The 25224-nt window shown below is 64.0% G+C and carries 23 protein-coding genes and 1 pseudogene; 10 read left to right on the forward strand and 14 right to left on the reverse strand.

Annotation, left to right across the window (positions count from 1 at the left end):
* The first annotated feature begins 74 nt into the window (after nucleotides 1-74).
* Nucleotides 75-254 (forward strand): hypothetical protein, encoded by a 180-nt coding sequence (locus CD04_RS0118965; protein ID WP_031409646.1) that lies wholly within the window; start codon nucleotides 75-77, stop codon nucleotides 252-254.
* A 170-nt stretch (nucleotides 255-424) separates the two neighbouring features.
* Here the strand turns inward: CD04_RS0118965 and CD04_RS0118970 are convergent, their stop codons facing one another.
* From CD04_RS0118970 to CD04_RS0119010, 9 genes are all read right to left on the reverse strand, one after another.
* Nucleotides 425-1903, reverse strand: coding sequence for an efflux transporter outer membrane subunit (locus CD04_RS0118970; RefSeq protein WP_051849435.1), 1479 nt, complete (start codon nucleotides 1901-1903; stop codon nucleotides 425-427).
* Nucleotides 1900-2607, reverse strand: coding sequence for an ABC transporter ATP-binding protein (locus CD04_RS0118975; RefSeq protein WP_031409650.1), 708 nt, complete (start codon nucleotides 2605-2607; stop codon nucleotides 1900-1902). Before CD04_RS0118975 ends, CD04_RS0118970 begins: the two co-directional genes overlap by 4 nt.
* Nucleotides 2608-2623: 16 nt before the next feature.
* Complete coding sequence (locus CD04_RS0118980; RefSeq protein ID WP_031409652.1) at nucleotides 2624-3838, reverse strand: ABC transporter permease; 1215 nt, start codon at nucleotides 3836-3838, stop codon at nucleotides 2624-2626.
* Nucleotides 3835-5034, reverse strand: coding sequence for an efflux RND transporter periplasmic adaptor subunit (locus CD04_RS0118985; RefSeq protein WP_031409654.1), 1200 nt, complete (start codon nucleotides 5032-5034; stop codon nucleotides 3835-3837). The genes CD04_RS0118980 and CD04_RS0118985 overlap by 4 nt, the downstream gene beginning before the upstream one ends.
* Before the next feature lie 95 nt (nucleotides 5035-5129).
* On the reverse strand, nucleotides 5130-6029 hold the full coding sequence (locus CD04_RS0118990; RefSeq protein WP_156030344.1) for a hypothetical protein: 900 nt from the start codon (nucleotides 6027-6029) through the stop codon (nucleotides 5130-5132).
* Between the two features lie 86 nt (nucleotides 6030-6115).
* A complete protein-coding gene (locus CD04_RS22275; RefSeq protein WP_051849436.1) occupies nucleotides 6116-6601 on the reverse strand; it encodes a hypothetical protein in 486 nt (161 codons plus the stop codon).
* Nucleotides 6602-6909: 308 nt separating this feature from the next.
* Entirely contained in the window at nucleotides 6910-7107 is a 198-nt protein-coding gene (locus tag CD04_RS22280) for a hypothetical protein (RefSeq protein WP_038168566.1), read from the reverse strand.
* Nucleotides 7108-7110: 3 nt separating this feature from the next.
* Entirely contained in the window at nucleotides 7111-8493 is a 1383-nt protein-coding gene (locus CD04_RS0119005; RefSeq protein ID WP_031409659.1) for an NRAMP family divalent metal transporter, read from the reverse strand.
* Entirely contained in the window at nucleotides 8490-8696 is a 207-nt protein-coding gene (locus tag CD04_RS0119010) for a hypothetical protein (RefSeq protein ID WP_031409661.1), read from the reverse strand. Before CD04_RS0119010 ends, CD04_RS0119005 begins: the two co-directional genes overlap by 4 nt.
* Nucleotides 8697-9117: 421 nt before the next feature.
* On the opposite strand from CD04_RS0119010, the gene CD04_RS0119015 reads away from it, so the two are divergent.
* Nucleotides 9118-9627: a MaoC family dehydratase gene (locus CD04_RS0119015; protein ID WP_031409663.1), complete on the forward strand. Its 510-nt coding sequence runs from the start codon at nucleotides 9118-9120 to the stop codon at nucleotides 9625-9627.
* Complete coding sequence (locus CD04_RS0119020) at nucleotides 9624-10064, forward strand: isoprenylcysteine carboxylmethyltransferase family protein (protein ID WP_031409664.1); 441 nt, start codon at nucleotides 9624-9626, stop codon at nucleotides 10062-10064. The genes CD04_RS0119015 and CD04_RS0119020 overlap by 4 nt, the downstream gene beginning before the upstream one ends.
* Here CD04_RS0119020 and CD04_RS0119025 read toward each other — a convergent pair.
* The 3 genes and pseudogenes from CD04_RS0119025 to trpE form a co-directional block, all read right to left on the reverse strand.
* The gene (locus CD04_RS0119025; protein ID WP_031409666.1) at nucleotides 10045-10920 is read right to left on the reverse strand and encodes a hypothetical protein; all 876 of its coding nucleotides are present in this window, start codon (nucleotides 10918-10920) and stop codon (nucleotides 10045-10047) included. The genes CD04_RS0119020 and CD04_RS0119025 overlap by 20 nt on opposite strands.
* Nucleotides 10921-10967: 47 nt before the next feature.
* Nucleotides 10968-11581 (reverse strand): annotated as a pseudogene (gene gstA / locus CD04_RS22285) (glutathione transferase GstA).
* A 121-nt stretch (nucleotides 11582-11702) separates the two neighbouring features.
* A complete protein-coding gene (gene trpE / locus CD04_RS0119035; protein ID WP_031409669.1) occupies nucleotides 11703-13202 on the reverse strand; it encodes an anthranilate synthase component I in 1500 nt (499 codons plus the stop codon).
* Between the two features lie 421 nt (nucleotides 13203-13623).
* Here trpE and CD04_RS0119040 point away from each other — a divergent pair, with 421 nt between their 5' ends.
* On the forward strand, nucleotides 13624-14235 hold the full coding sequence (locus CD04_RS0119040; protein ID WP_038168569.1) for a chalcone isomerase family protein: 612 nt from the start codon (nucleotides 13624-13626) through the stop codon (nucleotides 14233-14235).
* A 202-nt stretch (nucleotides 14236-14437) separates the two neighbouring features.
* Entirely contained in the window at nucleotides 14438-15046 is a 609-nt protein-coding gene (locus CD04_RS0119045; RefSeq protein ID WP_051849437.1) for a chalcone isomerase family protein, read from the forward strand.
* 107 nt (nucleotides 15047-15153) lie between these two features.
* Here CD04_RS0119045 and gph read toward each other — a convergent pair whose 3' ends face one another.
* Both gph and rpe read right to left on the reverse strand, forming a co-directional pair.
* Nucleotides 15154-15861, reverse strand: coding sequence for a phosphoglycolate phosphatase (gene gph, locus CD04_RS0119050; RefSeq protein ID WP_031409675.1), 708 nt, complete (start codon nucleotides 15859-15861; stop codon nucleotides 15154-15156).
* Entirely contained in the window at nucleotides 15858-16556 is a 699-nt protein-coding gene (gene rpe / locus CD04_RS0119055; protein ID WP_031409677.1) for a ribulose-phosphate 3-epimerase, read from the reverse strand. Before rpe ends, gph begins: the two co-directional genes overlap by 4 nt.
* 65 nt (nucleotides 16557-16621) lie before the next feature.
* On the opposite strand from rpe, the gene apaG reads away from it, so the two are divergent.
* The 5 genes from apaG to CD04_RS0119090 all read left to right on the forward strand — a co-directional run bounded on the left by apaG (nucleotide 16622) and on the right by CD04_RS0119090 (nucleotide 25177).
* Nucleotides 16622-16999 (forward strand): Co2+/Mg2+ efflux protein ApaG, encoded by a 378-nt coding sequence (apaG, locus tag CD04_RS0119060; RefSeq protein ID WP_031409680.1) that lies wholly within the window; start codon nucleotides 16622-16624, stop codon nucleotides 16997-16999.
* 14 nt (nucleotides 17000-17013) lie between these two features.
* The gene (locus CD04_RS0119065) at nucleotides 17014-19143 is read left to right on the forward strand and encodes a site-specific recombinase (RefSeq protein WP_051849438.1); all 2130 of its coding nucleotides are present in this window, start codon (nucleotides 17014-17016) and stop codon (nucleotides 19141-19143) included.
* Nucleotides 19140-20378: a murein transglycosylase A gene (locus tag CD04_RS0119070; RefSeq protein ID WP_051849439.1), complete on the forward strand. Its 1239-nt coding sequence runs from the start codon at nucleotides 19140-19142 to the stop codon at nucleotides 20376-20378. The genes CD04_RS0119065 and CD04_RS0119070 overlap by 4 nt, the downstream gene beginning before the upstream one ends.
* A 146-nt stretch (nucleotides 20379-20524) precedes the next feature.
* Complete coding sequence (locus tag CD04_RS22290; protein WP_231480697.1) at nucleotides 20525-21208, forward strand: MliC family protein; 684 nt, start codon at nucleotides 20525-20527, stop codon at nucleotides 21206-21208.
* Between the two features lie 342 nt (nucleotides 21209-21550).
* A complete protein-coding gene (locus CD04_RS0119090; RefSeq protein ID WP_051849440.1) occupies nucleotides 21551-25177 on the forward strand; it encodes an indolepyruvate ferredoxin oxidoreductase family protein in 3627 nt (1208 codons plus the stop codon).
* The last annotated feature ends 47 nt before the right edge of the window (nucleotides 25178-25224 follow it).

Here is a 25224-nt window from a genome sequence, read left to right on the forward strand (position 1 = left end):
TGTCGCGAGGCCCGACCTGCGGATCTGCGCTCACCCGAGGGTTTCGATCCCGGGCCAGCCCCATCAAGGCAAGGATGACCATCGCGCGCCTCGACCGCCTCACACTCCACTGCAACATTCTGGAGACGGGCAGCGAGAGGCTTCGCTTCCGCCACAGCACGGCAATTGCCAAGACGGGTATCAAGGCCCGGGAGCAGAAACTCTCCAATGCCGGAGAGCCCGTCCATCCGCGCGAACCCGAGTCAACGCGTTGAAGCCCAGGCCCTTGGGGCAAGCCGCTTTGGGATTCGCCCGTCGCAGCTTGCCCCAGGAACCATCACCCGCAAAGCAGGAGACCCATCCCTCAAAAGCGCAGACTTGTCCATATCCGACTGCATCGCAGTCGGCATCGGACCTGGGTCAAAATTCCGTCGGCATGAACACTCTACGCGGGCCCATTGCCCATAGCCTGATAGAAAGCTGCACTGTCAGCTAGTCGCTGCGCCTGCGCAGCGATCAGATTGATGCGGGTCTGCTGAGCCTGCTGTTGCGCGACGAGGAGTTGTACATAGTTCGCCGCTCCCAATCGATATTGGCGTTGCACCAGTTCAAGCGATTGCTGGGATGCGATGTTGGCAGCGCTCTGTGCCTGCAGGTACTGGGCGTCATCGTCGAGAGCGCGCAAGACGTCGGCCACATTGCGCAGGGCTTGCAAAACGGTAGCTTTGTAGTTGGCAGCCGCGGCGTCGAAGCCGGCCTCGGCTCCCCGCGCCGCAGGTCGCAATCCAGCATTGAATAGCGGCTGTGCCAATTGCCCGGCCAGCCCCCAGACCAGTGAACCAGGGCCGAACAGACCCGCAGTGGTGAGCGCCTGAGAGCCGAGACTGCCGCTGAGGGTGATCTGGGGATAAAGGCGAGAGACAGCCACGCCGTATTGAGCGCTCGCAACGTGGAGCAAAGCCTCAGAAGCACGAATGTCCGGACGCTGCCGCACCAATTCCGACGGGACGCTCAGCGGCAGTTGCCTCGGCAAGTGGAAATCCGTCAAGATGAAATGGGGCAAGCCCGTGGCTGCTGGCGGCAAACCAGCCAAAATTGCCAGCAGATGGTTGGTTTGTTCCAGTCGGTTGCGTAGCGGCACGATACTGGCGCGCGTCTGCTCGACTTGGGTTTGCAGCGCCAGTACATCAGGCTCGGAAGCATTGCCTAGCGCCAACCTCTGGCGGGTCAGGTCAAGCTGGCTGGCCTGGGCGGCCAGGATTGCCTCGCTCGCCGCGATTTGCCCTGCAAGTTGAGCCTGGGTGATGGCGGTGGTCACAATATTGGCTGCGACCGTCAGGCGAGCACCTTTGAGTTGGTAGCGCTGATAATCCGCCTGCGCCGCTAGGGCTTCGAGCGCGCGACGGTTACCCCCTGCAAGATCCAGGTTGTAGCTCACACCGACGCTGGCGTTGTAGAGACTGAACGTGCGCTCGGGGCCAAGCTGGCCCTGCTGCGCTGGGCTGATACGCTGACGCTGTAGACCGAGTTGCGCATTGGCCACGGGGTACAGCGTTGTACCGGCTTGCGCTGCGTAGGTCTCTTCGGCTTGCCGCAGCGTGGCTTGCGCTGCATCCAGCGTGGGGTTCGATTGAAGCGCCTGCCCGATGAGGTCATCAAGTTTGCGAGAACCGAATTGCCGCCACCAAATATGGTCGCTGGGGGCTTGCACCGCACCTTGTGCATCGCCCAGAGCTGTGGGCGAGGACGCGAAGGCGACGGGAAGCTTCCCCGCTGTGTAGGATTGCACGACGGGAGGTGCAGGACGCTTGAAATCCGGCCCCGTAGTGCAGCCAACGAGCCCAGCGGCAACAAGCATGATCCACGCCTGGCGCAACTTGATCGCGGAGCGCGATAGGCCCACCGCAGGTAAGGCGATCGTCATTGGAGTGGTTTCCCTTCGCCAGTTTCCTCTTCGGTCCGTCCGTCGCGAATGTGATAAAGGCGTTTGAAGGTCGGGATGATTTTGTCGTCATGCGTCACGACGATGATGGCCGCCGCGTATTTACTGGCCATCTCGTTGAGGATGCGCATCACGGCGAGCGCACGCTCGCTATCCAGCGGTGCCGTCGGTTCGTCCGCAAGAACGACAGGGGGCCGATTGACTAAAGCACGCGCGATGGAAACACGCTGTTGTTCGCCGCCGGAGAGTTCAGGCGGCATGGCATTGGCGCGGTGATCGACATCAAGCGCCTTGAGTAGTTCATGCGCGCGCTTACGGGCCTCTGTGTTGGAGGTGCCGGCAAGCATTGGCAACAGGGCCACGTTGTCCGTGACGTCCAGAAATGGAATCAGATAGGGGGATTGGAAAATGAACCCGATTTTGTCGCGGCGCAAAGCCCGAAGATCGGTGATCTTCCAGCCTTGGTCATAAATCACCGCCGACCCAACAGTCATGCGTCCGGCACTGGGTTCGATCACGGCACCAAGGCACTTGAGTAGCGTGCTTTTGCCCGATCCCGAAGGACCAACCAAACCCACCACCTCTCCTGCAGCGACTTGCATGTTCACGCCCTTGAGCGCATCGACAGCGGTATCGCCTTTGCCATAGCGTTTCGCGACGCCCTCGATGCGCACGCCCTGTTCCACGGGCTGAGCCTGTGGCTTATCCACCAATCGCCTCCGCAGGGTCAACCTTGAGTGCGACACGGATGGCCAGCAAACTTGCCAGCACGCAGATGAGCACGACAAGGAAAAAGGCGCGTGCCGTATCCCCGGGTTCCAGAAGGACGTACTTCGGAAAAAGCGGTCCCCAGTAGGTCGCAGCAATCTTGCCGACCACGAACCCGATGAGCCCAAGCCCGACGGCTTGCTGCATGATCATTGCAGCGATGGTGCGGTCTCGGGTGCCGATGAGCTTGAGCACAGCAACCTCGCGGATCTTGCCCATGGTGAGGGTGTAAATGATGAATGCAACGATCGCCGCGCTGACGATGGCCAGGATGACGAGAAACATGCCAATTTGTTTGGACGCGGTGGCAATCAGTTTCTTGATCAAGATCGCTTCCATCTGTGCGCGGGTGTAGACCGTCAGCCGCTTCCAGCGGCGAATGGACGTCGCCACTTCGTCGGGTGTGTAACCGGGTCTGATTTGCACGAGCACCGCGTTGACATAGGGATTGGTGCTTTGCGAGGCGATCACGGCGTTGAGCAGGCCTGGCACGCCGGGCCGGTTGAAAGCGGGATTCTCCGCAGTGCGCGCACGATTGCGCACGATCGAGTCGTTATCCTTGAGAAACTGGGCCTGCTGCGCGTCCTGCAGCGGAATGAAAACCATCGGATCTCCTGCCGAGGACACCATGCGGCGGGTCAAGCCCACGACGGTGTATCGCTCCCGGCGAGTCTGGACAACCTCGCCGAGCTTGAAGCCAGTCGTGATGTCCGCGACCGCCTCATAATGGCTTCGGGTAATTTGTCGGCCTGCAACGAGATAGGGCGGCCAACCGGGCGTGCCAGGCTCACCCGGCGCGATACCCGCCACCATGACGCGCACATCGCTGCCGCCCCCTTGATCGATTCCACGCACCTGCATGGTCAGGTAAGTGACGTCGGCAGCATCAGCAACACCGGGCATTGCCCGAACGCCACGCCAGGTGTCATCGTTCAGGCTGGATGGCTCTGCGTAGGGTCCGAGCGTGTCCTTTTGTACGACCCAGAGGTCAGCCCCACTGTTGTCAAGAAGTGCCTCAGCATCGTCCACCATGCCACGATACACCCCGGCCATGGTGAGCGTTACCCCAATCAGCAACCCCAGGCCGATGCCGGTCAGGACGAATTTCCCGAGCGAATGCAGAATGTCGCGGCCTGCCAAGCTGATCATGAGGGGGCCCCCGGTATCTGGTGCACGATCCGGATGCGTGTATGGGCGCCGAGCGTACTTTGGCTGTATTCCACGATCTGATCGCCTGCCTTGATCCCTTCGAGAACCTGCACATGCCCGTCCAGGTCGTTTGTGCCCAGCTTGACTGGCAGGTAGCGCAGACGTCCGCCGCGGACCAGCCAGACCCCGGTTCGCCCGTCGATGCGCTGAATGCTGGCATTGGGGATGACTGGCATGGGTGGTTGCGTCGGCAGGGATACCGTGGCCTCAGCCAATTCCCCGAGCGGTGGGAGCGGCTGCGGGATCCGGTCGAACACGATCTTCGCCAAGGTCTCTTCAGTTACTGAATCGGCTAACGGATCGACCCACAGGACATGACCCTGGTAGGTCTGTCCGGAACGGGAGCGCAGCACGATCTTCACGGGAAGACCCGCCCGCAATCCAGTCGAGTTCAACTGATCAAAACGGACGTCGATCCACAGGCTCTTTGGATCAAGCATCTCAACGACAGGCGTGCCCGCCACCACCGTGCTGCCAGGATTGACATCGCGCGCTGTGACCACGCCCGCCACCGGAGCAATCAGATTCAAATTGCTGCGCTGAGCGAGAAGTCCTTGGAGCGTGGATCGACTGCTGTCAAGCGACTGCCGCGCTGCGGACAGGGCGGATCTCGCCGAATCCCGCCCTGCCAAGGCGTCCTGGAGTGCCTGCTGCTGCGCGGCGAGCGTCTCTTCGCTCGTGGTGTGCGCTTGCAGCAACCGTGCATAGCGTTGGGCCTGCGCTTCGGCATAAGCCTTGCGCGCCTCGGCGTCACGACGCTGCACCTCGGCCGTCTGCACGGCTGCTTCAGCTCCTCTGAGCGCGGCGCGCTGCGCGGCGATTCTGTCATCGAGATCGACCGGGTCCATCTTGCCCAGCACTTGCCCGGCGCGCACGGAATCGCCGACATCAACGAACAACCGGTCGAGCTTTCCCGTCGCTGTTGGCCCTATCTGGTAGGTGTAGTGCGCCCCAACCGTCCCAATGCCGAACAGCGCAGGTCTGATGCTCTGGCGCTCAACCTTGACGACCGTCACCGCCACGGGGGCTAACGGGCCCGCATACAGGATTCCGTACACAAACAGCGCCAGCAGCACGACCACTGCGGCGATGATTGCCAGCGCGCGAGCGCTGACGGGCATAAATCGGCTTTTCATGGTGGGTCTTGGCGACCGGTCTGGCCGCGAGCACTACGTGATCGCCGAATCTCAAATTGACCGCAATCTCGTGCGAAACGCGCCACCTGTGGTGATCACTGGATCACGAGGTGGATGACGCATTGCGGACCGCCACGGAGTTCCGCCACGATTTGCGCCATGCCGGGCGCGGAGCCCGCCTTGGCTCGCACCTCGACGATCCCGAGCCTCGCATAGCCGGGGCCAAACGGGTGCGGTGTCAGCGTGACGGGCGCACCGGTCGCGGAAATCGAACCCACAGGTTTGCCATCGGCGAGAATCGTGAGCCCGCCATTCGCCGACTCTGCAAGACTGAGTGAGGCGCGGGGCTGATCAGGCAAGGTTGCCAGGAAGTCGATGGGAATTGGCGCCTCCTCACCAGCCCCCACACGTTGCCAGTCCTCACCCTTCCCGCCATGGAGTTGGTTATAGACAGCGATGTTTGGCACAGGTTTGGGCGTAATGCGCGCGACCGCGTGGGTCGTCCCCGAAAGAGGTCCCGCGTCCACGAATTGGACCGAGATCGGATAGTCGCCCGCTTCGGGGTTGATCTCGGGTGTGCGCAAATGGATGGCCTTGATGCCGGGATTGCCCTTCTCGCCAGCGGGAACGGCCGCGTTGAAGTGAACGGCGATCACGCGCGGATCCTGAGGATCTTGCTGGACCGAAAACTTCGCTGGAACGGACCCTTGGGTCCACCGGATCATCACCGAGCCGAGCGGCAAACCGGGTTTCGGCGTGAACTGTTCCGGGAAAGTGAAGCGGATGGTCGCCCCCGCCGGGATCGCCAAACCAGGAACGGAAGGATCGAAGGATTTGTCAAAGACAAACCAAGCCTCGAATGGCTCCTGCGCAGCCAGCCCCGTGCTGATCATCGGCTGATAAGCGATCGTCGTCGACGGCGCATCGGCCAGCGCCGAGCCCACGAGGAACGAACTCAAGGCGACGACTGCGCCTGCGACAAATCCGATTTTCATGGCCATCCCTCCTGCACGTGTCTCGTATCAAAATACGACGCCGACACGCACATCGCCTTGATCCACGACAAGGTCATTACGTATTGCTAGTGCAACCGATACGTCGCGTGGCAGGCCACGCAGGTCTGGGTCATGCGTGACAGTGCAAGCAAGGGCTTGGCGCTATCGCCCGTTACGGCAGCGTCCTGTGCCGCTACGGCAAATTCACCCGCCTGCTGATGCAATTGCGCCCCCAGGTGCCGCATGCCGGGCGGCATGTACCGGGCCTCTTCGGTCATCTGGTCGCCATGCATGGACGACATGCCGAGCTTCATCGTGGCGATCTGCGCCGCAGCGTCGAAACGATGTTCGGCCAGCGCTTGCTGGATTTCTGCCAGCCCTTGAAGATGCATGCGCATGGTGGCGAGCGTCTTCTGCTTGAGCATAGGGGGAAAGTCAACGTTCTGTCGCGTGTCCGCAGGAGACGCCGCATGTTGCGTGCTTGGCGGCATCGATGCTTGCATCTGCGCATGCGCAGATGCAAGCATCACTCCACCAAGCAATGCCAGTGTGATCCGGTACGCGCTGTGCATTTTGAGCCCCGAGTTGAAAGGGAAACTCACCGTACCATACGCGCCAAATCAGGAATTGCACATGATCGCGAGCATCTTGTTCCCACAAGCTTGAGTCCTATCAAATAGGTTGTCCGCGACTGCCGTGGTCATCTATGGACCGCCAACGACACCAATGCGGCCCGCCGAGACACGAGCGGAATGTCGCGAATGGGCCGACTCGCGTCGGTCGCCGCTGCCGCGAGTCGGCCGCGGGCTCCGCTTCGCGAACATCGAGTAGCAGGAGGCCATTTCACTGCTTGCGCGCACCAAGCGCGCCGCCGCGGTGTTCAGCGGGTTGCGCCATGCAGGAAGGCCCAGACGACCACGGCCGTCATCACCGTCACATAGATGCGCAGCCCCCAGAACACGACTTGCTGCCGGGGTGTGAGTTGCACCCGCCGCACATCCGCCAGAGGCTTCTCCCAGCCTTCGCTTTCGATGAGGCGGCGAATGACGGCTGGATCGAATTCGTGCAGTTGCTTCATGACTCATCCTCCGAGGGCATGGGGAAACAAGGTGGCGATGCCATACAGGACATTGCACACAATCAGCCCAACCATGATGGCGATCGACACCGCATTGCGTCGCGCCGAGTTGACGTGGTCTCCCATGAGTTCGCGGTCATTGAGCAACATGAGCAGGAACAACATGGCCGCCGGCATGAAGACTGTGGCAATGACCTGCACACTCAGGTTCAGAAAACCCAGGGGAATCTGAGGGATCATCACGGCGATAGCCGCCAAGGCCGTGCCGACGATTGCCGGCAGATAGAACCCCATGGCCTTGCGCGGCGGCGCGTTGATTGAGCGGTCGATCTCAAACGCCTCTCCAATCGCCCAGGCACTGCTGGCGGTAATCACGATGGAGGCGATCAGACCGGCCTCCATGAGCCCCAAAGCAAACAAGGCCATCATCCCATCGCCCAGTTTGCTGCGAATGGCGCGCAGCACCATGTCGGCATCAAGATTCTGCACATTGGGCACACCTTTCAGCGTTTGTGTGGCCAGAACGATGATCGCCATGGCGACCAGCACCATGCCGATGATGCCGAGCATCAAATCGCGCCGACCCGCGCGGATGTCTTGCGGCAGCAAACCTTTGTCGACGACACAGGATTGCTGGAAGAACAACTGCCAGGGTGCAATGGTTGTCCCGATATTGGCCGAGATCAGGATCAAGAACGTGAGGGACAGAAATCCACCTGGGACGATCCAGCCGTGGCCGACGAAGGCTTGGGTCACCGCATGCCAGTTCGGATGCGAGAACAGAGCGAGTGGCACGAAGATCAGGTTGAACACCGCGATGGAGAGCGAAATCCGCTCCCAGGTCCAGTACCGTAAAAACACCAGGACATACGTAATGAAAACCATTGCGGCAGGCACCGTGAGCCACTGCGAAAGCCCCAGGGCCTGACCACCCAGGCGAATGCCGATGAACTCGGTCATCAGTGTCAGCACATTGGCGACCACCAGGTCGATGAGTGAGAACCACCCCCAAAAGGCGCCGTAGCGCTTCCAGATGAGTTCAGCATGGCCGCGACGGGTCACTGCGCCCAAGCGCACGGTCATTTCCTGCACCACATAGGCGACAAAGCCCAAGAGAATCATCATGGGCAGAAAAATGCCCAATCCGAAAGTCGCACCAGTCTGCGCGTAGGTCACGACGCCACCGGCGTCGTTGTCCCCCAGCATGACCAGCACACCGGGCCCGATGAGGGCCAGTCCCAGGGCCAGGCGCGTGCGCCAGTTCTGCTTGCCTCGGCGCAGTTCATCCACATGCAGGCGATCGCGCAAACGCTGCTCAAGGTTCTCCGGCAAGGGGGGGCAGTCCGGGCAAAGCTTGGAGTCGAGGGTCGCGGCATCCGTGCTCATGGACGGCTTCCCCGCGTCGGGGTGTTTCGGGCCTGGCGTTGATCAAGACGCTCCAGGATGACACCCAGTGTGGCCAGGCGCACATCCATGATGGTGATCTGCACCGGTTCTGCGACAAGCGCGCCAACGGAGGCTGCGGCACGCGGCGCTGACCTGCTACGGCACGGCAGCAGGCGGGCGATGAGGTTTTGAAGCACAAACATCAGTTCCTCCGTTCGTGTGAGACGGCACAACAAAAGTTGCGCGCAGGCGTCGCAAACACGCTTACGCGATAACCAACACGAAGAGGGGGAGTACAAGAACGAGGAACTCGTTCTGGAACCACCGCCAGCCAGAGGGCGGCGGCAGCGAAGAACAGGGTCTGCTGTCGAAAGCCTTCAGGCGTTCACTTCACTGATCGACAACTGTCACTGTCCATTGGGTGGATTTGAGCCGGGATACGGCAAAATATGAAACATCGGCAATCATAGTTGCAGCGCAACATACGAGTCAAGCAGGCATCAAGGTGCGTCAGATGGCTGCTCGTCAACCGATGCGAACGTCGTGCCTGATGCGTGTTCCCTTCGGGGCATGCCGCATTCCGACGCACGCCCCGACCCGCTCCACTCGTCCTAACATTGCGGCATGGATACAGCCTCTCCGACACCCGCCTCGAGCCACCACACCCTGTACTGGGAAGACTTTCCCGCAGGCCACGTGACGGATTGCGGCAGCACCACCATCAGCCGCGAAGCCATCCTGGACTTCGCCCGCCAGTTCGACCCCCAGCCCTTCCACGTGGACGAAGAGGCAGCTCGCCATTCATTGTTTGGCGGCTTGGTCGCCAGCGGCTGGCACACCTGCTCCGTCGCCATGCGCCTGATGTGTGATGCCTACCTCCTGCGCACAAGCAGCCAAGGTTCTCCAGGTATCGACGAGCTTCGCTGGCTTAAGCCGGTGCACCCTGGAGACACGCTGACGCTGCGCATGACTGTCCTCGATTCGCGCCCGATGCGCAGCAAACCGCATCTGGGACTCGTGCAATCGCAATGGGAGATGCGCAATCAAAACGGCGAGTCCGTGCTCAGCATGAAGGGCTGGGGCATGTTCAAGCGCCGCCCTGACGCGCTGCCGACGCAGGAGATCGCCGCTTGAGCGTCGGCACGCAATCTCGCCTATGGGTGGCAGCGCAGTTTGGGCTCATTGCCTTGATGCTGGCGTGGCCAGCCGATTGGGCGTGGGACGCCACGGCCATCGCGCTTGGCGTGCTGGCTGTGGCATTGGGTCTCTGGGTGTTCGCCTACAACCGTCCGGGCAATTTCAATATCCGGCCCGAGCCCAAGGCTGGCGCCACGCTCGTCACGCGCGGACCGTACCGCTGGGTCCGCCACCCCATGTACGTGGCGCTGTTGCTGGGCATGGCTGCGGTGGCGGCGCAGGCGCATAGCCCTGTACAACCCCTCCTGTGGGTGGTTCTGGTCGCCGCACTCAACTTCAAAGCCGCGCTTGAGGAGCGCCTGCTGGCAACAAAGTGGCCCGATTACGCCGCCTACTGCGCCCGCACCAAGCGGTTCATCCCGGGCGTCTGGTGAGCCACGCGGCAAGCGACAGCAAGACACTGGCGGCCGCGATCGGCGCGCCAGGCCAGGCAACGACCCAGGTTTGCAACGCCAGCGTCGCCACGGGGGCAATCCGTGCCAGTGCCGCAAGCGGGCGGGGGCGATGCTGCGCACCTGGTGCAAACCACAGCAATGGCAAGACCAGACCGCCCACGGCGACCTGCACGGCCAGGGCCGCCCAGCCTGCGCTGCTTGGAGCAAGCAGCCAGTTCTCCCCCGCCGCAACGGATGCCACCGGCAGGGTGACGGCGGCGCCGATGAGCTGATAGAAAAGGAATTTCTCACCACCGCAGTGCACGAGGCGCGCATCGCGCGTGAGGCGCGCCTCTGCCGCCCACACCAAGCCGGCGCCCATCGCGCACGCCGCGGCCCAGCCCCTTGCCAGAAGAAGCCCGCCGAGCAAGGCCATGATGGCCAGTAATAGGCCGATCAGAATGGTGCGCCGCGGGCCTCGGCTCACGAGCGCGTAACCGCCCTGCATGGCCACCAACACGCCGAATCCTAGGACAACGGCTAGCGGCGCATGGACCTGCGCAATGGCGACGTACAGCAGGCCCAGGCGGAGGCTGAACAGCAGGCCTAACCAGGCCCCGGGAGCCAGTGTGTCATCCTGCGCAAACACGGCCACGTTGTGCCAGCGCGTCCACAGCCAAACCAAAAGCAACGCGGAGGTCGTCGCGATGGTGGCCTGCAACAGCGGCGGCACGCTCGCCGCGGCCACTCCGATAGCGACCGGCTGGGTGGTCCAGAGCAGGGCGCTGCCCAGCTCGCGCGAGCGCACGGCGTGCGCGGCTGGGTCACCGATGAGGGGAGGAACAGCGGCCGTCATGCACGCAACGCCCAGGTCTTGCGCATGGCCGGTTGCTTTGCGGGGGCTCAGGCCTTCTTGGTGTTTCGCTCGGCCGCCAGCGTGGCCGCCACCGCGGGGCGGGCCTGCATGCGCGCCATAAAGGCTTGCAACGCCGGCCAGGGCGCCAGATCTGGACCGACAAAGCCAGCCCACGTCAGCACCGTGAACAAGTAGGCATCGGCCACCGAGAAGCCGGAGGGCAACAGATAGTCTTGCTTGGACAGGGTCTGGGCGATGTAATCGAATCGCTCGCTCAGGCGCTTCTTCTGCGCCTCTTTCAGCGCTTCGGTTGAGTCCGGATTGAACAGCGGGCTGAACTGCTTATGCAGCTCGGTGGAGATGAAGTTCAACCATTCCTGCAAGCGGTAGCGCTCCATGGTGCCATTGGCCGGGCCAGATGCGCCTCGGGTTTGCGGTCGGCCAGGTACTGCACGATGGCTGGACCCTCGGTGAGAAGGCTGCCGTCATCGAGTTGCAGGACCGGCACATACCCCTTGGGGTTGATGGCGCGGAAATCGCCGCCGCCGTCCATTGCTTTCGTACGCAGGTCCACCTTGACCGTTTCCACCGGCAGGCCGAGCTCGTGCAAAACGATGTGCGGGGACAGCGAACACGCGCCGGGACTGAAATACAGTTTCATGCAAGATCTCCTTCAAAGCGAAAAAAGTAAGGGGCAAGGCGTGCGAGCTGCCCCGCACGAACCGTACCGCATGCTAGCCACGCATCGGAAATCGTGCAGGCGATGCGTCAACTGCACCCCTTCAGCCGTCTAGACCTTCCTGCACTTGCTCGGCCGCGCGCAACACGGCTCTGGCCTTGGCTTCGGTTTCGCGCCATTCCATCTCCGGCACCGAGTCGGCAACCACGCCAGCAGCCGCCTGCACATACAGCCAGTTGTCCTTCACGATACCCGTGCGGATCGCAATGGCCACATCCATGTCCCCCGCGAAGCTCCAATACCCAATGGCGCCGCCATACAACCCGCGGCGAGTCGGCTCAAGCTCGTCGATCACCTCCATGGCCCGGATCTTGGGCGCGCCCGACAGGGTCCCCGCAGGAAAAGTCGCACGCAAGACATCCATGGCTGAAAGCCCTGGCTTGAGCAAGGCCTCGACATTGCTGACGATGTGCATGACGTGCGAATAGCGCTCGATGGCGAAGGCTTCCGTGACCTTCACGCTACCCGTCGTGGCGATACGACCGAGGTCATTGCGCGCAAGATCGATGAGCATCAGGTGCTCGGCGCGCTCCTTCGGGTCCGCCAACAGCTCGCGCTCCTGGCGCGCATCATCCTCAAGCGTTGCGCCCCTCGGGCGGGTTCCAGCAAGGGGGCGGATGGTGATCTTGCGTCCCTGCGTCACCGCTTCCTGGCGCACCAGAATCTCGGGCGACGAGGCCGCCACCTGAAAGTCGCCGAAATTGAAGTAAATCATGTACGGCGAGGGGTTGAGCGAACGCAGCGCGCGGTACAGTGACAATGGCGACTCGGTATAGCGCTTGCGCAGCCGCTGGCCGACTTGCACCTGCATGAAATCGCCGGCCGCGATGTAGTCCTTGGCACGCTCCACGGCGTTGATGTAATCGGCCTTGTCGAACTCGCGCTCCGTCGGGGTCACGGTGCTGCGGGTCATGGCAGGCGCAGTCACGGAAAAGCGCAATTGCTCACGAAGCGCACGCAGGCGCGAGCGAGCCCGTGTAAAGGCCTCGGGCTGGGTGGGGTCAGCGTAGACAATCAGGTACAGCCGCCCCGACAGATTGTCGATCACGGCAAGCTCCTCGCTCAGCAGCAGCAGAATGTCGGGCAGTCCCAGCGGGTCGGGCTTGGGGTGGCGCCTGCCTGAGGCCATCAGGCGCGGCTCGATGTAACGCGCGGCGTCATAACCGAAGTAACCGGCCAAACCACCGCAAAATCGCGGCATTCCCGCCGGCAGCGCAACCTTGAAGCGCTGGTAGTAGCTTTCGATGAAATCCAGCGGCGGCTGCTCGGAACGCTCGACCTCGACGCCGTCGTGCAGAACCCGCGTGACGCCGTCCTTCACGCGAAGCTCTGTGCGTGCGGCCAGTCCGATGAAGGAATAGCGCCCGAAACGCTCGCCGCCCACAACCGACTCCAAGAGAAAGGTATTGCGCCCCCCTTGTGCGGGGTGCGCCAGCTTGAGATAGAGCGAAAGCGGGGTCTCCAGATCCGCGAATGCCTCGGAAACCAGGGCGATGCGGTTGTAGCCCTCGCGCGCTAAAGATTGAAATTCGAGTTCGGTCATGGCGTCATGTCTTTTGATCAGAGCCCCTGCCGCGCTTGGCCTTCCCGACGGAAGGCTGTGTCATGTGCGGCCTCATGGCCAGCACGAGGCACCGGTGCGGGCAGGGCTACGGCGCAGGTGCGGATTGCAAGGGCGCACGCGCAGTCGAGTGGGTGGGAATCGGGCGCTCAGGCCCGCCAGGGCCAAGCCCCCCGGTCCGCTGAACCGAAGATGTGTTTGCGATGGACGAACATGCGCGCGATCAAGTGCGTTGCCGGGCACGCTAGCGCAGCGCCCGAAATGGCTCGACTGTAGCAAACCCGCGCCCCTCTCGGCGCCGGGACGTTGGAGCATGACGGTCGTGCGGGCTTGCCAAGCCCGGGAATTTGTCGGAAACTGAACGAACGTGCTTTTTTCCACCCATCCGCACTTCGGAGACGCCATGCCCCCTACCAGCCGCGCACCGGGCCTCGTGCCACGCCTGCTTCTCGCCGCCACGCTCACGGTATGCGCACAGGCTGCCCATGCGCTGGACATCCACGGGGTGCAGATCGAGCCATCACAGCAACTTGCGGGCAAGAACCTCGTGCTCAATGGGGCTGGAACACGCTACTTCGTCTTCTTCAAGGTTTATGTTGCAGCGCTGTACCTGCCCAGCAAGACCGGCAGTGCGAAAGCTGCGCTGGACATGCCCGGACCCAAGGAATTGCATCTGGTCATGCTGCGCAATATCAGCGGCAAGGAACTGGGTGACAAGCTCACCGAGGGGATTCAGAACAATGTCTCGGCACAGGAATTCTCGGGATTGATTCCGGCGATGGCCCGACTTGGCGGACTGTTCGCCCGAAAGCGCAACCTCAAGACCGGCGAGACGGTAAGCCTGCGGTTTGTTCCCGGACAAGGCACGACCATCGACATTGACGGCGCGCCCGCCGATGCGCCCTACGCCGAGCCTGACTTTTTCAATGCCATGCTCAAGATCTGGCTGGGCAAGGATCCCGCCGACGCCCGGCTCAAGGGTGCCCTCCTCGGGGATGCAGCGCAGAGCAACTGAGCCCGGTTGCCGCGCCTGCCGCCCGCGCTCCGGGCCTGACACGGCGCAAGATGTGAACTGGCTCGGCGCACGCCAGCGCGCGCTGCGGCATGCGCTTGCGAGCGCTCACAGATTGTTGCGAAATCACACCCCTCACGCCCGGAATGCGTGAATAATTGATCACTTATATTGAACGCTCAAGCAAGAGCCCGAGGAGTCATCGATGAAAAAAATCATGTTGGCCGCAGCGCTGGCCACAAGCTTCGCAACCATGAATGCCAATGCCGCGATCAAGGTTGGCGGTGTGTCGGTTGAACAATCCAGTCCAGCCAACGGCACCCCCCTCTGGATCAATGGCGCGGGCGTGATCTCCCTGGCCGGCCAGCGCATGGCAGCAGCGCTGTACGTGCCGGAAAACAGCACGTCCGACTCCGCCATCATGACCGCAAGTCCGAAGGAATTGCGACTGATCCCAATGAAAGCCGTTGGCGGCGCGCAGCTCGGCCAAGCCATTGATGCCCTCGTGAAGAAAAGCGTATCGGCTGCTCAATACAAGCAGTACGAGCCCGATCTCGCAAAGGTGAAGGACATGTTCAAGAGTGTGAAAACGATCCCCGCAGGGCAGACGGTGTCCCTGCGATCCTTTGGCAAGCAAGGCACTTACATCATGGTCCCCGGCGGACTGAAAATGGCTCCCCTTGGCGGGGCCGAGCTGTTCGACAGCCTGGCCCGGGCGCTGCCGCACGCCGTGATCAACAGCGCCGCAGTGCAAAAGCAGAACCATCCCTCAGCCGATTGCTTGGGCTGTGCAAAGCCCGCGAAGGCGCTTTGACCGCACGGCCGCCGTCCCGCACCGCGGCTGCTGCGCCAGGCATGGCTAGGCCGGCGCGGGATTAGCCATCCGCCGGCCGTTCGTCGACGGCTGGTGGCCCTTGCCGCTCAGGCCGGCAGCTGCAGCGGAAGCTGATCGAGGCGGTCAAAGTAGGCGGCAGCAGCCGTGGCGCGAATGGGCTCGCCGTGGTTGTAGCCGTAGGTCGCCAGAACCACGGCGCATCCGGCACCTCCAGCCGCCAGCGCGTCGTTTTGCGAGTCGCCCACCATCAGCGTGTGGGCCGGATCGATGCCAATTTGCCGGCAGGTCTCCACCAGGGGCATGGGATCGGGCTTCTTGCGCGCAAACGCATCGCCGCCATTGACCGCGCGAAAAAAGTCCAGCAGCCCCTTCTGGCGCAACAGCTCACGCGCATACGCGGTGGGCTTGTTGGTGATGCAAGCGAGCACCAAGCCCGTGTCGGTAAAGCGCTGCAGGCCCTCCAGCACTCCTGGGAACACGTCCGAATGCTTGCCGTTCACGTCGGCATAGTGACGCTGGTAGGCGTCGATGGCCCGCGGATAGAGTTCGTCAGCCTGGGCGTCAGACACGTGGATGCGAAGGGTCTGTGCAACCAGGTATTCCGAGCCCTTGCCGATGCGCACCTCGACCTGGTCACGGCTGACCTCGGGCAGGCCAAACTCAGGAAGCATCCGGTTCAGCGTGGCGTGAAAGTCGCCAAGCGTATCCACCATGGTGCCGTCGAGATCGACGATCGCGGCACGCATGGACCGTCCATTCACGCTGAGCCCCGGCAGTTGTAGCTGTGCATTCATTTGACGGACTCCAGATTGGCACGCATCGCGTCAATCACAACCTTGTAGTCGGGTTGCCCGAAGATGGCGCTGCCGGCGACAAAGGTGTCAGCGCCAGCGGCTGCGACCTTGGCGATATTGTCCGCCTTGATCCCGCCATCGACCTCGAGCAGGATGCTGCGCCCGCTCCTGGCCGCATAGGCGTCAATCTTGCCACGCACCAGCGCGGTCTTGTGAAGCGCCTCCTCGATGAAGCTCTGGCCGCCAAAGCCCGGATTGACGCTCATGATCAGCACCAAGTCCACCTTGTCAAGCACGTAGTCCAGCACTTCCAGGCTCGAGGCCGGGTTGAATACGAGCCCTGCCTTGCAACCGGCATCCCGAATGAGTTGCAGGGTCCGATCCACGTGGCGGCTCGCCTCGGGGTGGAAGCTGATGATGTCGGCCCCCGCCTTGGCGAAAAGCTGCGCCAGGGCATCCACGGGCTCAACCATCAGGTGCACGTCCAGGGCCACGGGTGAGCCATTGGCGCGCTTGCAATAGGGCTTGATCGACTGCGCGACCTGCGGACCGATGGTCAGGTTGGGCACGTAATGGTTATCCATCACGTCAAAGTGAATGAAGTCGGCGCCGGCGTCGATGACCGTGCGCACTTCCTCGCCCAGACGGGCAAAGTCGGCTGAGAGGATACTGGGTGCGATGCGGTATGGTTTCATGGTGGCGCGATTGTAAAAGCCCTGGATCCTCGAAAACGCCCCGGGTGTCTACAATCGGACGCACCATGAATGTCTATCAATTTTCCGTGGCTGTGACGCCCGAATTTCTGCCCGAGCAGTCCGACACTGAACAAGGTGTGTGGGCTTACAGCTACACCGTCAACATCCGCAACACCGGAAGCAAACCCGCGCAGCTCATCGCACGCCACTGGGTGATCATGGACGAAACCGGCCGCGTGGAAGAGGTCAAGGGCCTGGGCGTTGTCGGCCACCAGCCATTGCTCAAGCCAGGAGAGACCTTCGAGTACACAAGCTGGACGCGCCTGAATACCCCCTCGGGCAGCATGCGCGGCAGCTATTTTTGCGTGGCCGAGGATGGCACCCGGTTCGACGCACCGATCTCGGAATTCGCACTCATGCCGCCTGGCGTGACCCTGCACTGAGCGCGCTTCCCGGCATGGAAGCCCGGCCCGGCAACAGCGCTCAGGCGCAGCTCGAGGCCCTGCTACGCAGTGCGGATCCGGCTTCCTTGCGCCCTGAGCGCCACTTGTGGCTCATCGCACTGCTGCACTGGCTGCGCGCCGGCCCCCAGCCCCATCTCCTCATGCCGGCGCTGACCACCGAGCAGCTCGCGTCGCTTCCGGCTCCGGTGTGGCGAGCGCAGGCGGTGCTCGACGCCCTGGACGCCGACGCTGGCGCCCACGCCAGCGTGGTGGCGCTGCTCCAGCGCTTTATTGTGCACAACGACGCCACTGCGCTGCTGGCTGACTTCGGCTTCACCGCCCGCCCGGCGTTCTGGTCCGAGTTCGCCGCGCGCCTGCGCCTCAAGCTTCTGCCCGCCACACCGGACACCAGCGACTTGGCCGCCCTGTTTGGACTGCTGTTTCCCAGCGCGGATGACGCCGCCTGGCTCGTGGCTGTACCCGACCCCGTGCTGGCGCGCATCGCCGCGCTGCTCACCGTGCAGCGGGCGCCCAACGCCCCCGCGGAAGCGGCGGCGGGCGAGGCCCCGACTCAGCGCGCCGGGCAGGATATCGCCGCACATTGGCGCGGCGAAATTCAGGAGGCGATCACGTACAGCGTGAGTCAAATTCGCGCCGCGGCGTTTTCCCCCGATCTGCGGCGGCGCATGCGCGCCACCAGCGAAGCCGTGGAGGACGCGGTATCCCCGTTTCGTCAACTGGCCGCCGCCTGGGAGGCGCTGCAACCGCAACTCCAAGCTCCCGTCGACTCGGGTTTGCCGAAGGCAGATGCCGACGGCGCCGCGCTGCCCCAGGCGCTCACCTATTTCCGCGCGCTCCTCAGCGCCTGCGCACAGGCCGTGCGAACCGTACCCGAGCATCTGGAAGACAACGGCGTATCGGTTGCCATCGTCTTCGACGCCACCCAGCTGGGGCGGCGCATCGCGCGGGTTGAGACCTTGCTCGGCTGCTTGCTGCACGCCAACGCAGCGCGCGGGCACGCGCAGATGCTTGGCGAATTCGTGGGCATTGCCAGCCGGCGCCGCAGCATCCGTGCGCTGCTGGCGCGCAACACGTCGCTGCTGGCGCGCAAGATCGCCGAGCGCCACGCCGAGACCGGCGAACACTACATCACCCGCACGCCGAGCGAGTACCGCGCAATGCTCTTCGCTGCCGCCGGCGGCGGGCTCGTGATGGGATTCACCACATGGGGCAAACTCGGCCTTCTGGGGCTGCGGTTGCCGCTCATTCCTTCCGGGTTCTGGGTCGGAATGAACTATGCGACCACCTTCGTGGTCGTCTCGCTGTTGCATTGGACGATTGCCACCAAGCAGCCTGCCATGACCGCGCCGGCCATGGCCGACAAACTTTCCGACCTCTCCGACCGCGCGGCGGTGGAGAGCTTTGTTGGCGAGGTCGCCGCTCTCATTCGCTCACAAGCCGCCGGCATCCTTGGCAATATCGCCATGGTCTTCCCCGTTGCGCTCGTCCTGGGATTGGCCATGGCCCGGGCGACTGGGCACCCATTGCTCAGTGCAATGCACGCCGAGCACGAAATTCGCTCGCTGTCGTTGCTTGGGCCCACGCCGCTGTTTGCCATGCTCACCGGGCTTTTGCTTTTCGCCTCCAGCGTCGTCGCAGGCTGGGCTGAGAACGCCTTCGTCCTGAACAGGCTCGACAGCGCCATTCGCTGGAACCCGCGCATCCGCAGCACCCTTGGCCCTGAGCGCGCGGCGCGCTGGGCCACGTGGTGGCGCAGCAATGTCAGCATGATGGCGGGCAACGTGTCGCTGGGCCTTCTCATGGGGCTGCTGCCGGCGCTGCTGGCCGGCTTCGGCATCGCGTTTGCTGTTCGGCACGTCACCCTGTCCGCGGGCATGATGGGCGCATCGGTCGCCTCGCTGGGGCTCGGCGTGCTGCGCGAAGGCTGGTTCTGGTGGGCGGTGGCCGGCATCGTGGCAACCGGGTTGCTCAACGTGGTGACGAGCTTTTATCTCGCGTTTCGTCTGGCGCTGCGCTCACGCGGCATCGGCCTGCAGGACCGCCGCCTGCTCAACGCGGCGCTGCGCCGTCAACTCTGGCGCAGGCCTTTGAGCTTTGTCTGGCCACCGACGGAGGCGCCATGATCCGGTCGCGCGCACGAGGCGCATGGCTGCTTGAGCGCTCCCGTGCCGCGGCGCGACGGGCAGCGCTGGCACTGGCTTGTGCCCTGCTCGCCAGCTGCGCGTCACCGCCTTCTCAGGCGCCGTTGCGCTCCGCACCCATCGCGCCCGCCGCCGCGCCGAGTGCACCGCCTGGGGCCATGGCGCCGCTCACCGGCAACGGATTGCGCCTGCAACCCGCCAGTTTCGACGACCTGCCGGGGTGGCAGGCTGATGATTTCGGCAACGTCTGGTCAGCCTGGCTTCAGGACTGCCGCGCCCCGGTGCCCCAGCTGGCTGCGGCGTGCGCCGCGGCACGCGGCGTGGCCGCTGATGACATCGCTGCCCAGCGCGCGTTTTTCGAGCAATGGTTCCAGCCCTGGCAAGCCGCCAGCGTAAACGGGCAGGATCAGGGGCTCGTCACCGGCTACTACGAGCCCGTATTCAGGGGATCGCGCACTCGCGGCTGGCCTTACGTCGTACCGATCTACGGCTTGCCGGGTGACCTGCTGGCCCGGCCCGATGCACCGGACGGCATCACACGCGGCCGCATCGCATGGAGCAACGGGCGCAAGGAGCTCCTTCCCTACTGGAGCCGCGCACAAGTCAGCGCAGATCCGCAGGCATTGGCCGCGCTTGGGCGCCATGTCGTGGCGTGGCTGGACAGCGCCGTCGACGCGCTCTTTCTTCAAGTGCAGGGCTCCGGCCTGGTGGAGTTGCCCGACGGGCACATGCTGCGCCTGAGCTACGCAGGCGACAACGGCTGGCCGTATAAATCCGTAGGCCGCTGGCTCCTCGAGCAAGGTGAGCTCCGAGGCACGGTGACCATGCAGATCATCCGCGCGTGGGCGCAGATGCACCCGAACCGCCTGCCGCAAATGCTCGACGCCAACCCGCGCATGGTGTTCTTTCACGCCACGCCGCTCGAGCACCCCGGACGCGGCCCCATCGGGGCCATGGGCGTGCCACTCACGCCCATGCGCAGCGTGGCGGTGGACAAGCGACTGCTCACGCTTGGCACACCGTTGTGGCTTGCCACAAACGTTGCTGGGCAACCATTCACCCGCCTGGTGTTTGCCCAGGATGTCGGCGGCGCCATTACGGGCTCGCTTCGCGCGGACTTGTTCTTTGGCACCGGGGACGCCGCCGGGGATGCGGCCGGGCGCATGCAATCGCCGGGACGCATGTGGGTGTTGCTGCCGCGCGGCGTTGCACCCTGATGCACGCGTGGCACGGGTGTGGCTCGCCGCGCTGCCCTGCCTAATCTTCTGGTGTAATTGCCCCAAGTCCCCTCATGCCAACCGTGCATGCCCGACCGTAGGAGAAGCCCACGATGCGCCCCAGCCCGCACACGCGATGCACCCGCTTGCAAACTTCGCAACACCCGCCGTCCTCCGGGTGCCAGCGCCTTGGGACCGTCTTTGGCACCGTCGCGCTTGCTGCGCTGCTGGCGGGCTGCGAGACCGCGGTGCCCCTCAATGGGCCCGCGCCGATCGTCAACATCCCGATGAGTGCGCCGCCAGCTCGCGTCCCGCCCGCGCCGCGCAACACGTACAGCCCGCCACCTGCGCCAAGCGCCCAGCCGCCCGCTGCGGAAGCTCAGCCCCTGCAGCCCACGCCCGGGATTGCCGTGCAGCCGCTGGCGCCCGAATCGGCGCCCCTGCCCGCTCCGCTCGCACCCAGTTCACAAGCCGCGCCCCCTGCCTCAGGCGCCATGGCACCCCCTGCAGTCTCGGTATACCCGCCGGTTCCCACTGCGCCGGCGCAGCAGCCAATGCCGTCTGCCTCCGGCCCGCAACCATCGGGGCCGTTGCCGGCCAACGCCGTGCGTTTCGTGTGCAATGACGGCACGTCATTTATCGCCACGTTTGGCGACGTCAGCGTCACACTTTCCACCGCCTTGGGCGTCGTACGGCTCGACCAGACGGTCGCCGCCGATGGTGCCCGCTACAAGAACGGCGACCTGCAAGTCTGGTTCAAGGGCCGCCAGGCAACCGTGACCAACCTCACCCAAGCCGGGGGCAGCGCGCTATGCGTGGAGCAGCGTTGAGGACCGGCAGCGGCGAGCACGGCCGATTGCATCCGCCGGTCTGAGGCCCTTCCCAAGGCCCTGCGGCGAATGCCGCGCTCTGCAGCCGGTGATTGCGGACTCCGGCATTCGCCCGCCTCGGGTCCGAAACGCCGACCGGCTCCGTCACCCCAGGGTTGCCCAAGCCGCTGGCAATTCCCACAATCCGGCACTAGCATCGCGTTGCTGACGATCAGCCCGTGCCCACAAGGCGCGGAGGCGGCCCGGGCGCAACACGTTTAGGGCCAGACGCACAACCCGCAGCACGCGCTGCATGCGGCGGCCGCTCATCCCCCAAGGCTGCCCACCAAGGAGACAAGTGCCATGGACGCACCCCTTCCCGAAGCGATACGCCGAGCACTCGCATCGGTCTCGCTCGACGACAAATACACCCTTGAATCGGGCCGCGCCCTAATGAGCGGCATTCATGCCCTGGTGCGCCTGCCGATGCTGCAGCGCCAACGCGACGCCGCGGCGGGCCTGAACACGGCCGGATTCATCTCCGGCTATCGCGGATCTCCGCTTGGTGGCTATGACCAGGCGCTGTGGAAGGCTAAAAAGCTGCTTGCCGCCAACAACATCGTCTTCCAGCCCGGCGTGAACGAGGAGCTGGCAGCGACGGCGCTGTGGGGCACGCAGCAGTTAGACCTGTATCCGCAAAGCAAGCAGTATGACGGCGTGTTTGGCATCTGGTACGGAAAGGGCCCCGGAGTGGACCGTTGCTCGGACGTGTTCAAGCATGCCAACATGGCCGGCACGGCACGACACGGCGGAGTCATCGCAGTGGCCGGCGACGACCATGTCGCCAAGAGCTCCACTGCGGCGCACCAGAGCGACCACATTTTCAAGGCCGTGGGTTTCCCGGTGTTTTTTCCGAGCAACGTGCAGGATATCCTGGACCTCGGCCTGCATGCGCTGGCGATGAGCCGCTACAGCGGGGTGTGGGCAGGGATGAAGACCATCCAGGAGGTGGTCGAGTCCTCGGCATCGGTCGACGTGTCGCATGACCGCGTGCGCATCATCCTGCCCACCGATTTCGAGATGCCGCCGGAAGGCGTGCACATTCGCTGGCCGGACGACCCCTTGTCGCAAGAAGCGCGGCTGATGGACGTGAAGTGGTACGCGGCCCTGGCCTATATCCGCGCGAACCGTCTGAACCACACCGTGATCGATAGCCCGCGTGCGCGGCTGGGCATCATGGCCTCGGGCAAAGCCTACAACGACACACGCCAGGCGCTCGCCGACTTGGGCTTGGACGCCGAGGCCTGCGCGCAGCTGGGAATCCGCCTGCACAAGGTGGCCGTCGTGTGGCCACTGGAAGCTGCCATCACGCGCGAATTCGCCACCGGCTTGCAGGAAATCCTGGTGGTCGAGGAGAAGCGCCAAGTCATTGAATATCAGCTCAAGGAAGAGCTCTACAACTGGCGCGAGGACGTGCGCCCGAATGTGATTGGAAAGTTCGACGAGCGCGAGGGAGACCGCACAGGAGGCGAGTGGAGCCAACCGAACCCGGGCGGCAACTGGTTGCTGCCCGCCAAGGCCGACCTGAATCCAGCCATCATCGCCCGCGCGATCGCCAGCCGGCTCGACCGCCTGGGCATCCTGCGTGAGGCCGGGGTGGACGTGCAGCGCGGAATTCGGGAGCGCATGGAAATCATCGGCGCCAAGGAACGGGCGCTTGCCGCGATGCCCATCTCCGAGAAGCGTCCACCATGGTTCTGCTCGGGCTGTCCGCACAACACCAGCACGCGCGTGCCGGCAGGCTCGCGCGCGACGGCCGGCATCGGCTGCCACTACATGGTCGTGTGGATGGATCGCAGCACGACAACCTTCAGCCAGATGGGGGGCGAGGGCGTGGCGTGGGTCGGACAGGCACCGTTCAGCAAGGACAAGCACGTGTTTGCCAATCTCGGCGATGGCACGTACTACCACTCCGGTCTGCTGGCCATCCGCCAGGCCATTTCCAGCCAGGCCAACATCACCTACAAGATTCTGTTCAACGATGCGGTGGCGATGACCGGTGGCCAGCCCGTGGAGGGCGGCCTCACGGTCCCGCAAATTACCCGCGAGCTGCAAGCTGAAGGTGTGCGCGAGATCGTCGTCGTCACCGACCAGCCACAGAAATATGCGGGCGTCCACGACCTCGGGCCCAACATCGCCGTGCACCACCGCGACGAACTCGACGCGATCCAGCTGCGCCTGCGTGACGTGCCCGGCACCACGGTCATTGTCTACGACCAGACCTGCGCGACCGAGAAGCGCCGGCGTCGCAAGCGCGGGTTGATGGAGGATCCGCCGCGGCGCGTCGTGATCAACCCGTTGGTGTGCGAAGGGTGCGGCGACTGCTCCGAGCAGAGCAACTGCTTGTCCGTGGAGCCGCTGGAAACCGAGTTCGGCCGCAAGAGGGCGATCAACCAAAGCACCTGCAACAAGGATTACTCCTGCCTCAAGGGATTCTGCCCGAGCTTTGTCACGGTCGAGGGCGGAGCCTTGCGCAAGCCCAAGCCAGCCCAGGCCCCCAGCGCAGATGCACTGCCCGTCTTGCCCGAGCCGGCCATTCCCGATCCCGTGAAGGCCGACCGCGCCGGCGGCGGCTGCTACGGCATCCTGGTGGCGGGCGTGGGTGGCACCGGGGTCATCACGATCGGCCAGCTCCTGGGAATGGCCGCGCACATCGAGGGCAAGGGCATCGTCACCCAAGACGCGGCGGGCCTTGCCCAAAAAGGCGGCGCGACATGGAGCCACGTGCTCATCGCCGACACGCCGGAGCACATCCACACCACGCGCGTTGCCATGGCCGAGGCCGAGCTCATCCTCGGTTGCGACAGTATCGTGACGGCCGACCGCGAGACGCTCTCGCGCGTGCGTGAAGGCCGCACCTATGTGGCGCTCAACACCCACGGCACCCCCACGGCGACCTTCGTGCACCAGCCGGACTGGCAGTTCCCGGCCGCAGCCTGCCGCGCAGCCATTGAGCAGGCTGCAGGGGCCGGGCAAATCGCCGGGTTCGATGCCGAGGATGCTGCCGTGCAGTTGCTGGGCGATGCGCTGTATGCCAACCTCATGCTTCTGGGTTTCGCATGGCAAAAGGGCTGGCTACCGCTGCAGCGTGCTTCACTGCTGCGCGCCATTGAGCTCAATGCCGTGGGGGTCGAGAAGAACAAGACCGCGTTTGAATGGGGTCGTCGCGCTGCCGCCGACCCCCAGGGCTTTGCCGCGCTCACGGCGACCGGACAGGTGATCCGCTTCGTTCGCCGCCCCTCGCTGGACGAGGTCATCAAGCGGCGCGTGGAGTTTCTCACCGATTACCAGAGTGCTGGCTACGCAGCGCAATACGCTGCGTTCGTCGCCAAGGTGCGCGCGGGCGAGGGCCCACTGCAATCGAGCCGGCTGAGCGAGGCGGTGGCGCGCTACCTTTTCAAGCTCATGAGCTACAAAGACGAATATGAAGTGGCCAGGCTGCACCGCACCCCGGAGTTCGCCGCGCAAATCCAGGAGCAGTTCGAGGGTGACTTCAAGCTGCATTACCACCTCGCACCGCCTTTGCTGTCAAAGCGCGATGCGAAGGGGCACTTGGTGAAGCGCGAATTCGGGGCCTGGATCGGCACCGTCTTCGGCGCCCTGCGCCACTTCAAGGTGCTGCGCGGCACCGCGCTGGATCCGTTTGGGCACACGGCGGAGCGCCGGCAAGAGCGCGCGCTCATCGCGCGCTACCGTGACACCGTGGGCGAACTGCTGGGCGGGCTCAATGCGCAAAACCTTGAGCTTGCCGTGCGCATAGCCAGCGTGCCGGAACATATTCGCGGCTTTGGCCACATCAAGGCCGATCAGCTGGAGCAGGCGCTTGCGCAGTGGGATGCGTTGATGCTGCAGTGGCGCCAAGGCGGATCGAACACCGGCGATGGAGCGCCGGCGTTGACCGCCGCACGTCCACAGCCCGAGCACGCCTGACATTCTTCGGCCGCTTTGGGCGAGGTGGCGGGTCCCAGGAGGCGCGG

Source organism: Thiomonas sp. FB-Cd (assembly GCF_000733775.1).
Taxonomy (GTDB): Bacteria; Pseudomonadota; Gammaproteobacteria; order Burkholderiales; family Burkholderiaceae_C; genus Thiomonas_A.

Coding starts and splice junctions, on each gene's coding strand:
- CD04_RS0119070 (WP_051849439.1), top strand. CDS start 19,140: ATGATCCGGTCGCGCGCACGAGGCGCATGGCTGCTTGAGCGCTCCCGT.
- apaG (WP_031409680.1), top strand. CDS start 16,622: ATGAATGTCTATCAATTTTCCGTGGCTGTGACGCCCGAATTTCTGCCC.
- CD04_RS0119045 (WP_051849437.1), top strand. CDS start 14,438: ATGAAAAAAATCATGTTGGCCGCAGCGCTGGCCACAAGCTTCGCAACC.
- CD04_RS22280 (WP_038168566.1), bottom strand. CDS start 7,107: ATGAAGCAACTGCACGAATTCGATCCAGCCGTCATTCGCCGCCTCATC.
- trpE (WP_031409669.1), bottom strand. CDS start 13,202: ATGACCGAACTCGAATTTCAATCTTTAGCGCGCGAGGGCTACAACCGC.
- CD04_RS0119015 (WP_031409663.1), top strand. CDS start 9,118: ATGGATACAGCCTCTCCGACACCCGCCTCGAGCCACCACACCCTGTAC.
- CD04_RS0119010 (WP_031409661.1), bottom strand. CDS start 8,696: ATGTTTGTGCTTCAAAACCTCATCGCCCGCCTGCTGCCGTGCCGTAGC.
- CD04_RS22275 (WP_051849436.1), bottom strand. CDS start 6,601: ATGCACAGCGCGTACCGGATCACACTGGCATTGCTTGGTGGAGTGATG.
- CD04_RS0119090 (WP_051849440.1), top strand. CDS start 21,551: ATGGACGCACCCCTTCCCGAAGCGATACGCCGAGCACTCGCATCGGTC.
- CD04_RS0118970 (WP_051849435.1), bottom strand. CDS start 1,903: ATGACGATCGCCTTACCTGCGGTGGGCCTATCGCGCTCCGCGATCAAG.
- CD04_RS0119025 (WP_031409666.1), bottom strand. CDS start 10,920: ATGACGGCCGCTGTTCCTCCCCTCATCGGTGACCCAGCCGCGCACGCC.
- CD04_RS0118985 (WP_031409654.1), bottom strand. CDS start 5,034: ATGAAAAGCCGATTTATGCCCGTCAGCGCTCGCGCGCTGGCAATCATC.
- CD04_RS0119005 (WP_031409659.1), bottom strand. CDS start 8,493: ATGAGCACGGATGCCGCGACCCTCGACTCCAAGCTTTGCCCGGACTGC.
- rpe (WP_031409677.1), bottom strand. CDS start 16,556: ATGAAACCATACCGCATCGCACCCAGTATCCTCTCAGCCGACTTTGCC.
- CD04_RS0118990 (WP_156030344.1), bottom strand. CDS start 6,029: ATGAAAATCGGATTTGTCGCAGGCGCAGTCGTCGCCTTGAGTTCGTTC.
- CD04_RS0118965 (WP_031409646.1), top strand. CDS start 75: ATGACCATCGCGCGCCTCGACCGCCTCACACTCCACTGCAACATTCTG.
- CD04_RS0119040 (WP_038168569.1), top strand. CDS start 13,624: ATGCCCCCTACCAGCCGCGCACCGGGCCTCGTGCCACGCCTGCTTCTC.
- CD04_RS0119065 (WP_051849438.1), top strand. CDS start 17,014: ATGGAAGCCCGGCCCGGCAACAGCGCTCAGGCGCAGCTCGAGGCCCTG.
- gph (WP_031409675.1), bottom strand. CDS start 15,861: ATGAATGCACAGCTACAACTGCCGGGGCTCAGCGTGAATGGACGGTCC.
- CD04_RS0118980 (WP_031409652.1), bottom strand. CDS start 3,838: ATGATCAGCTTGGCAGGCCGCGACATTCTGCATTCGCTCGGGAAATTC.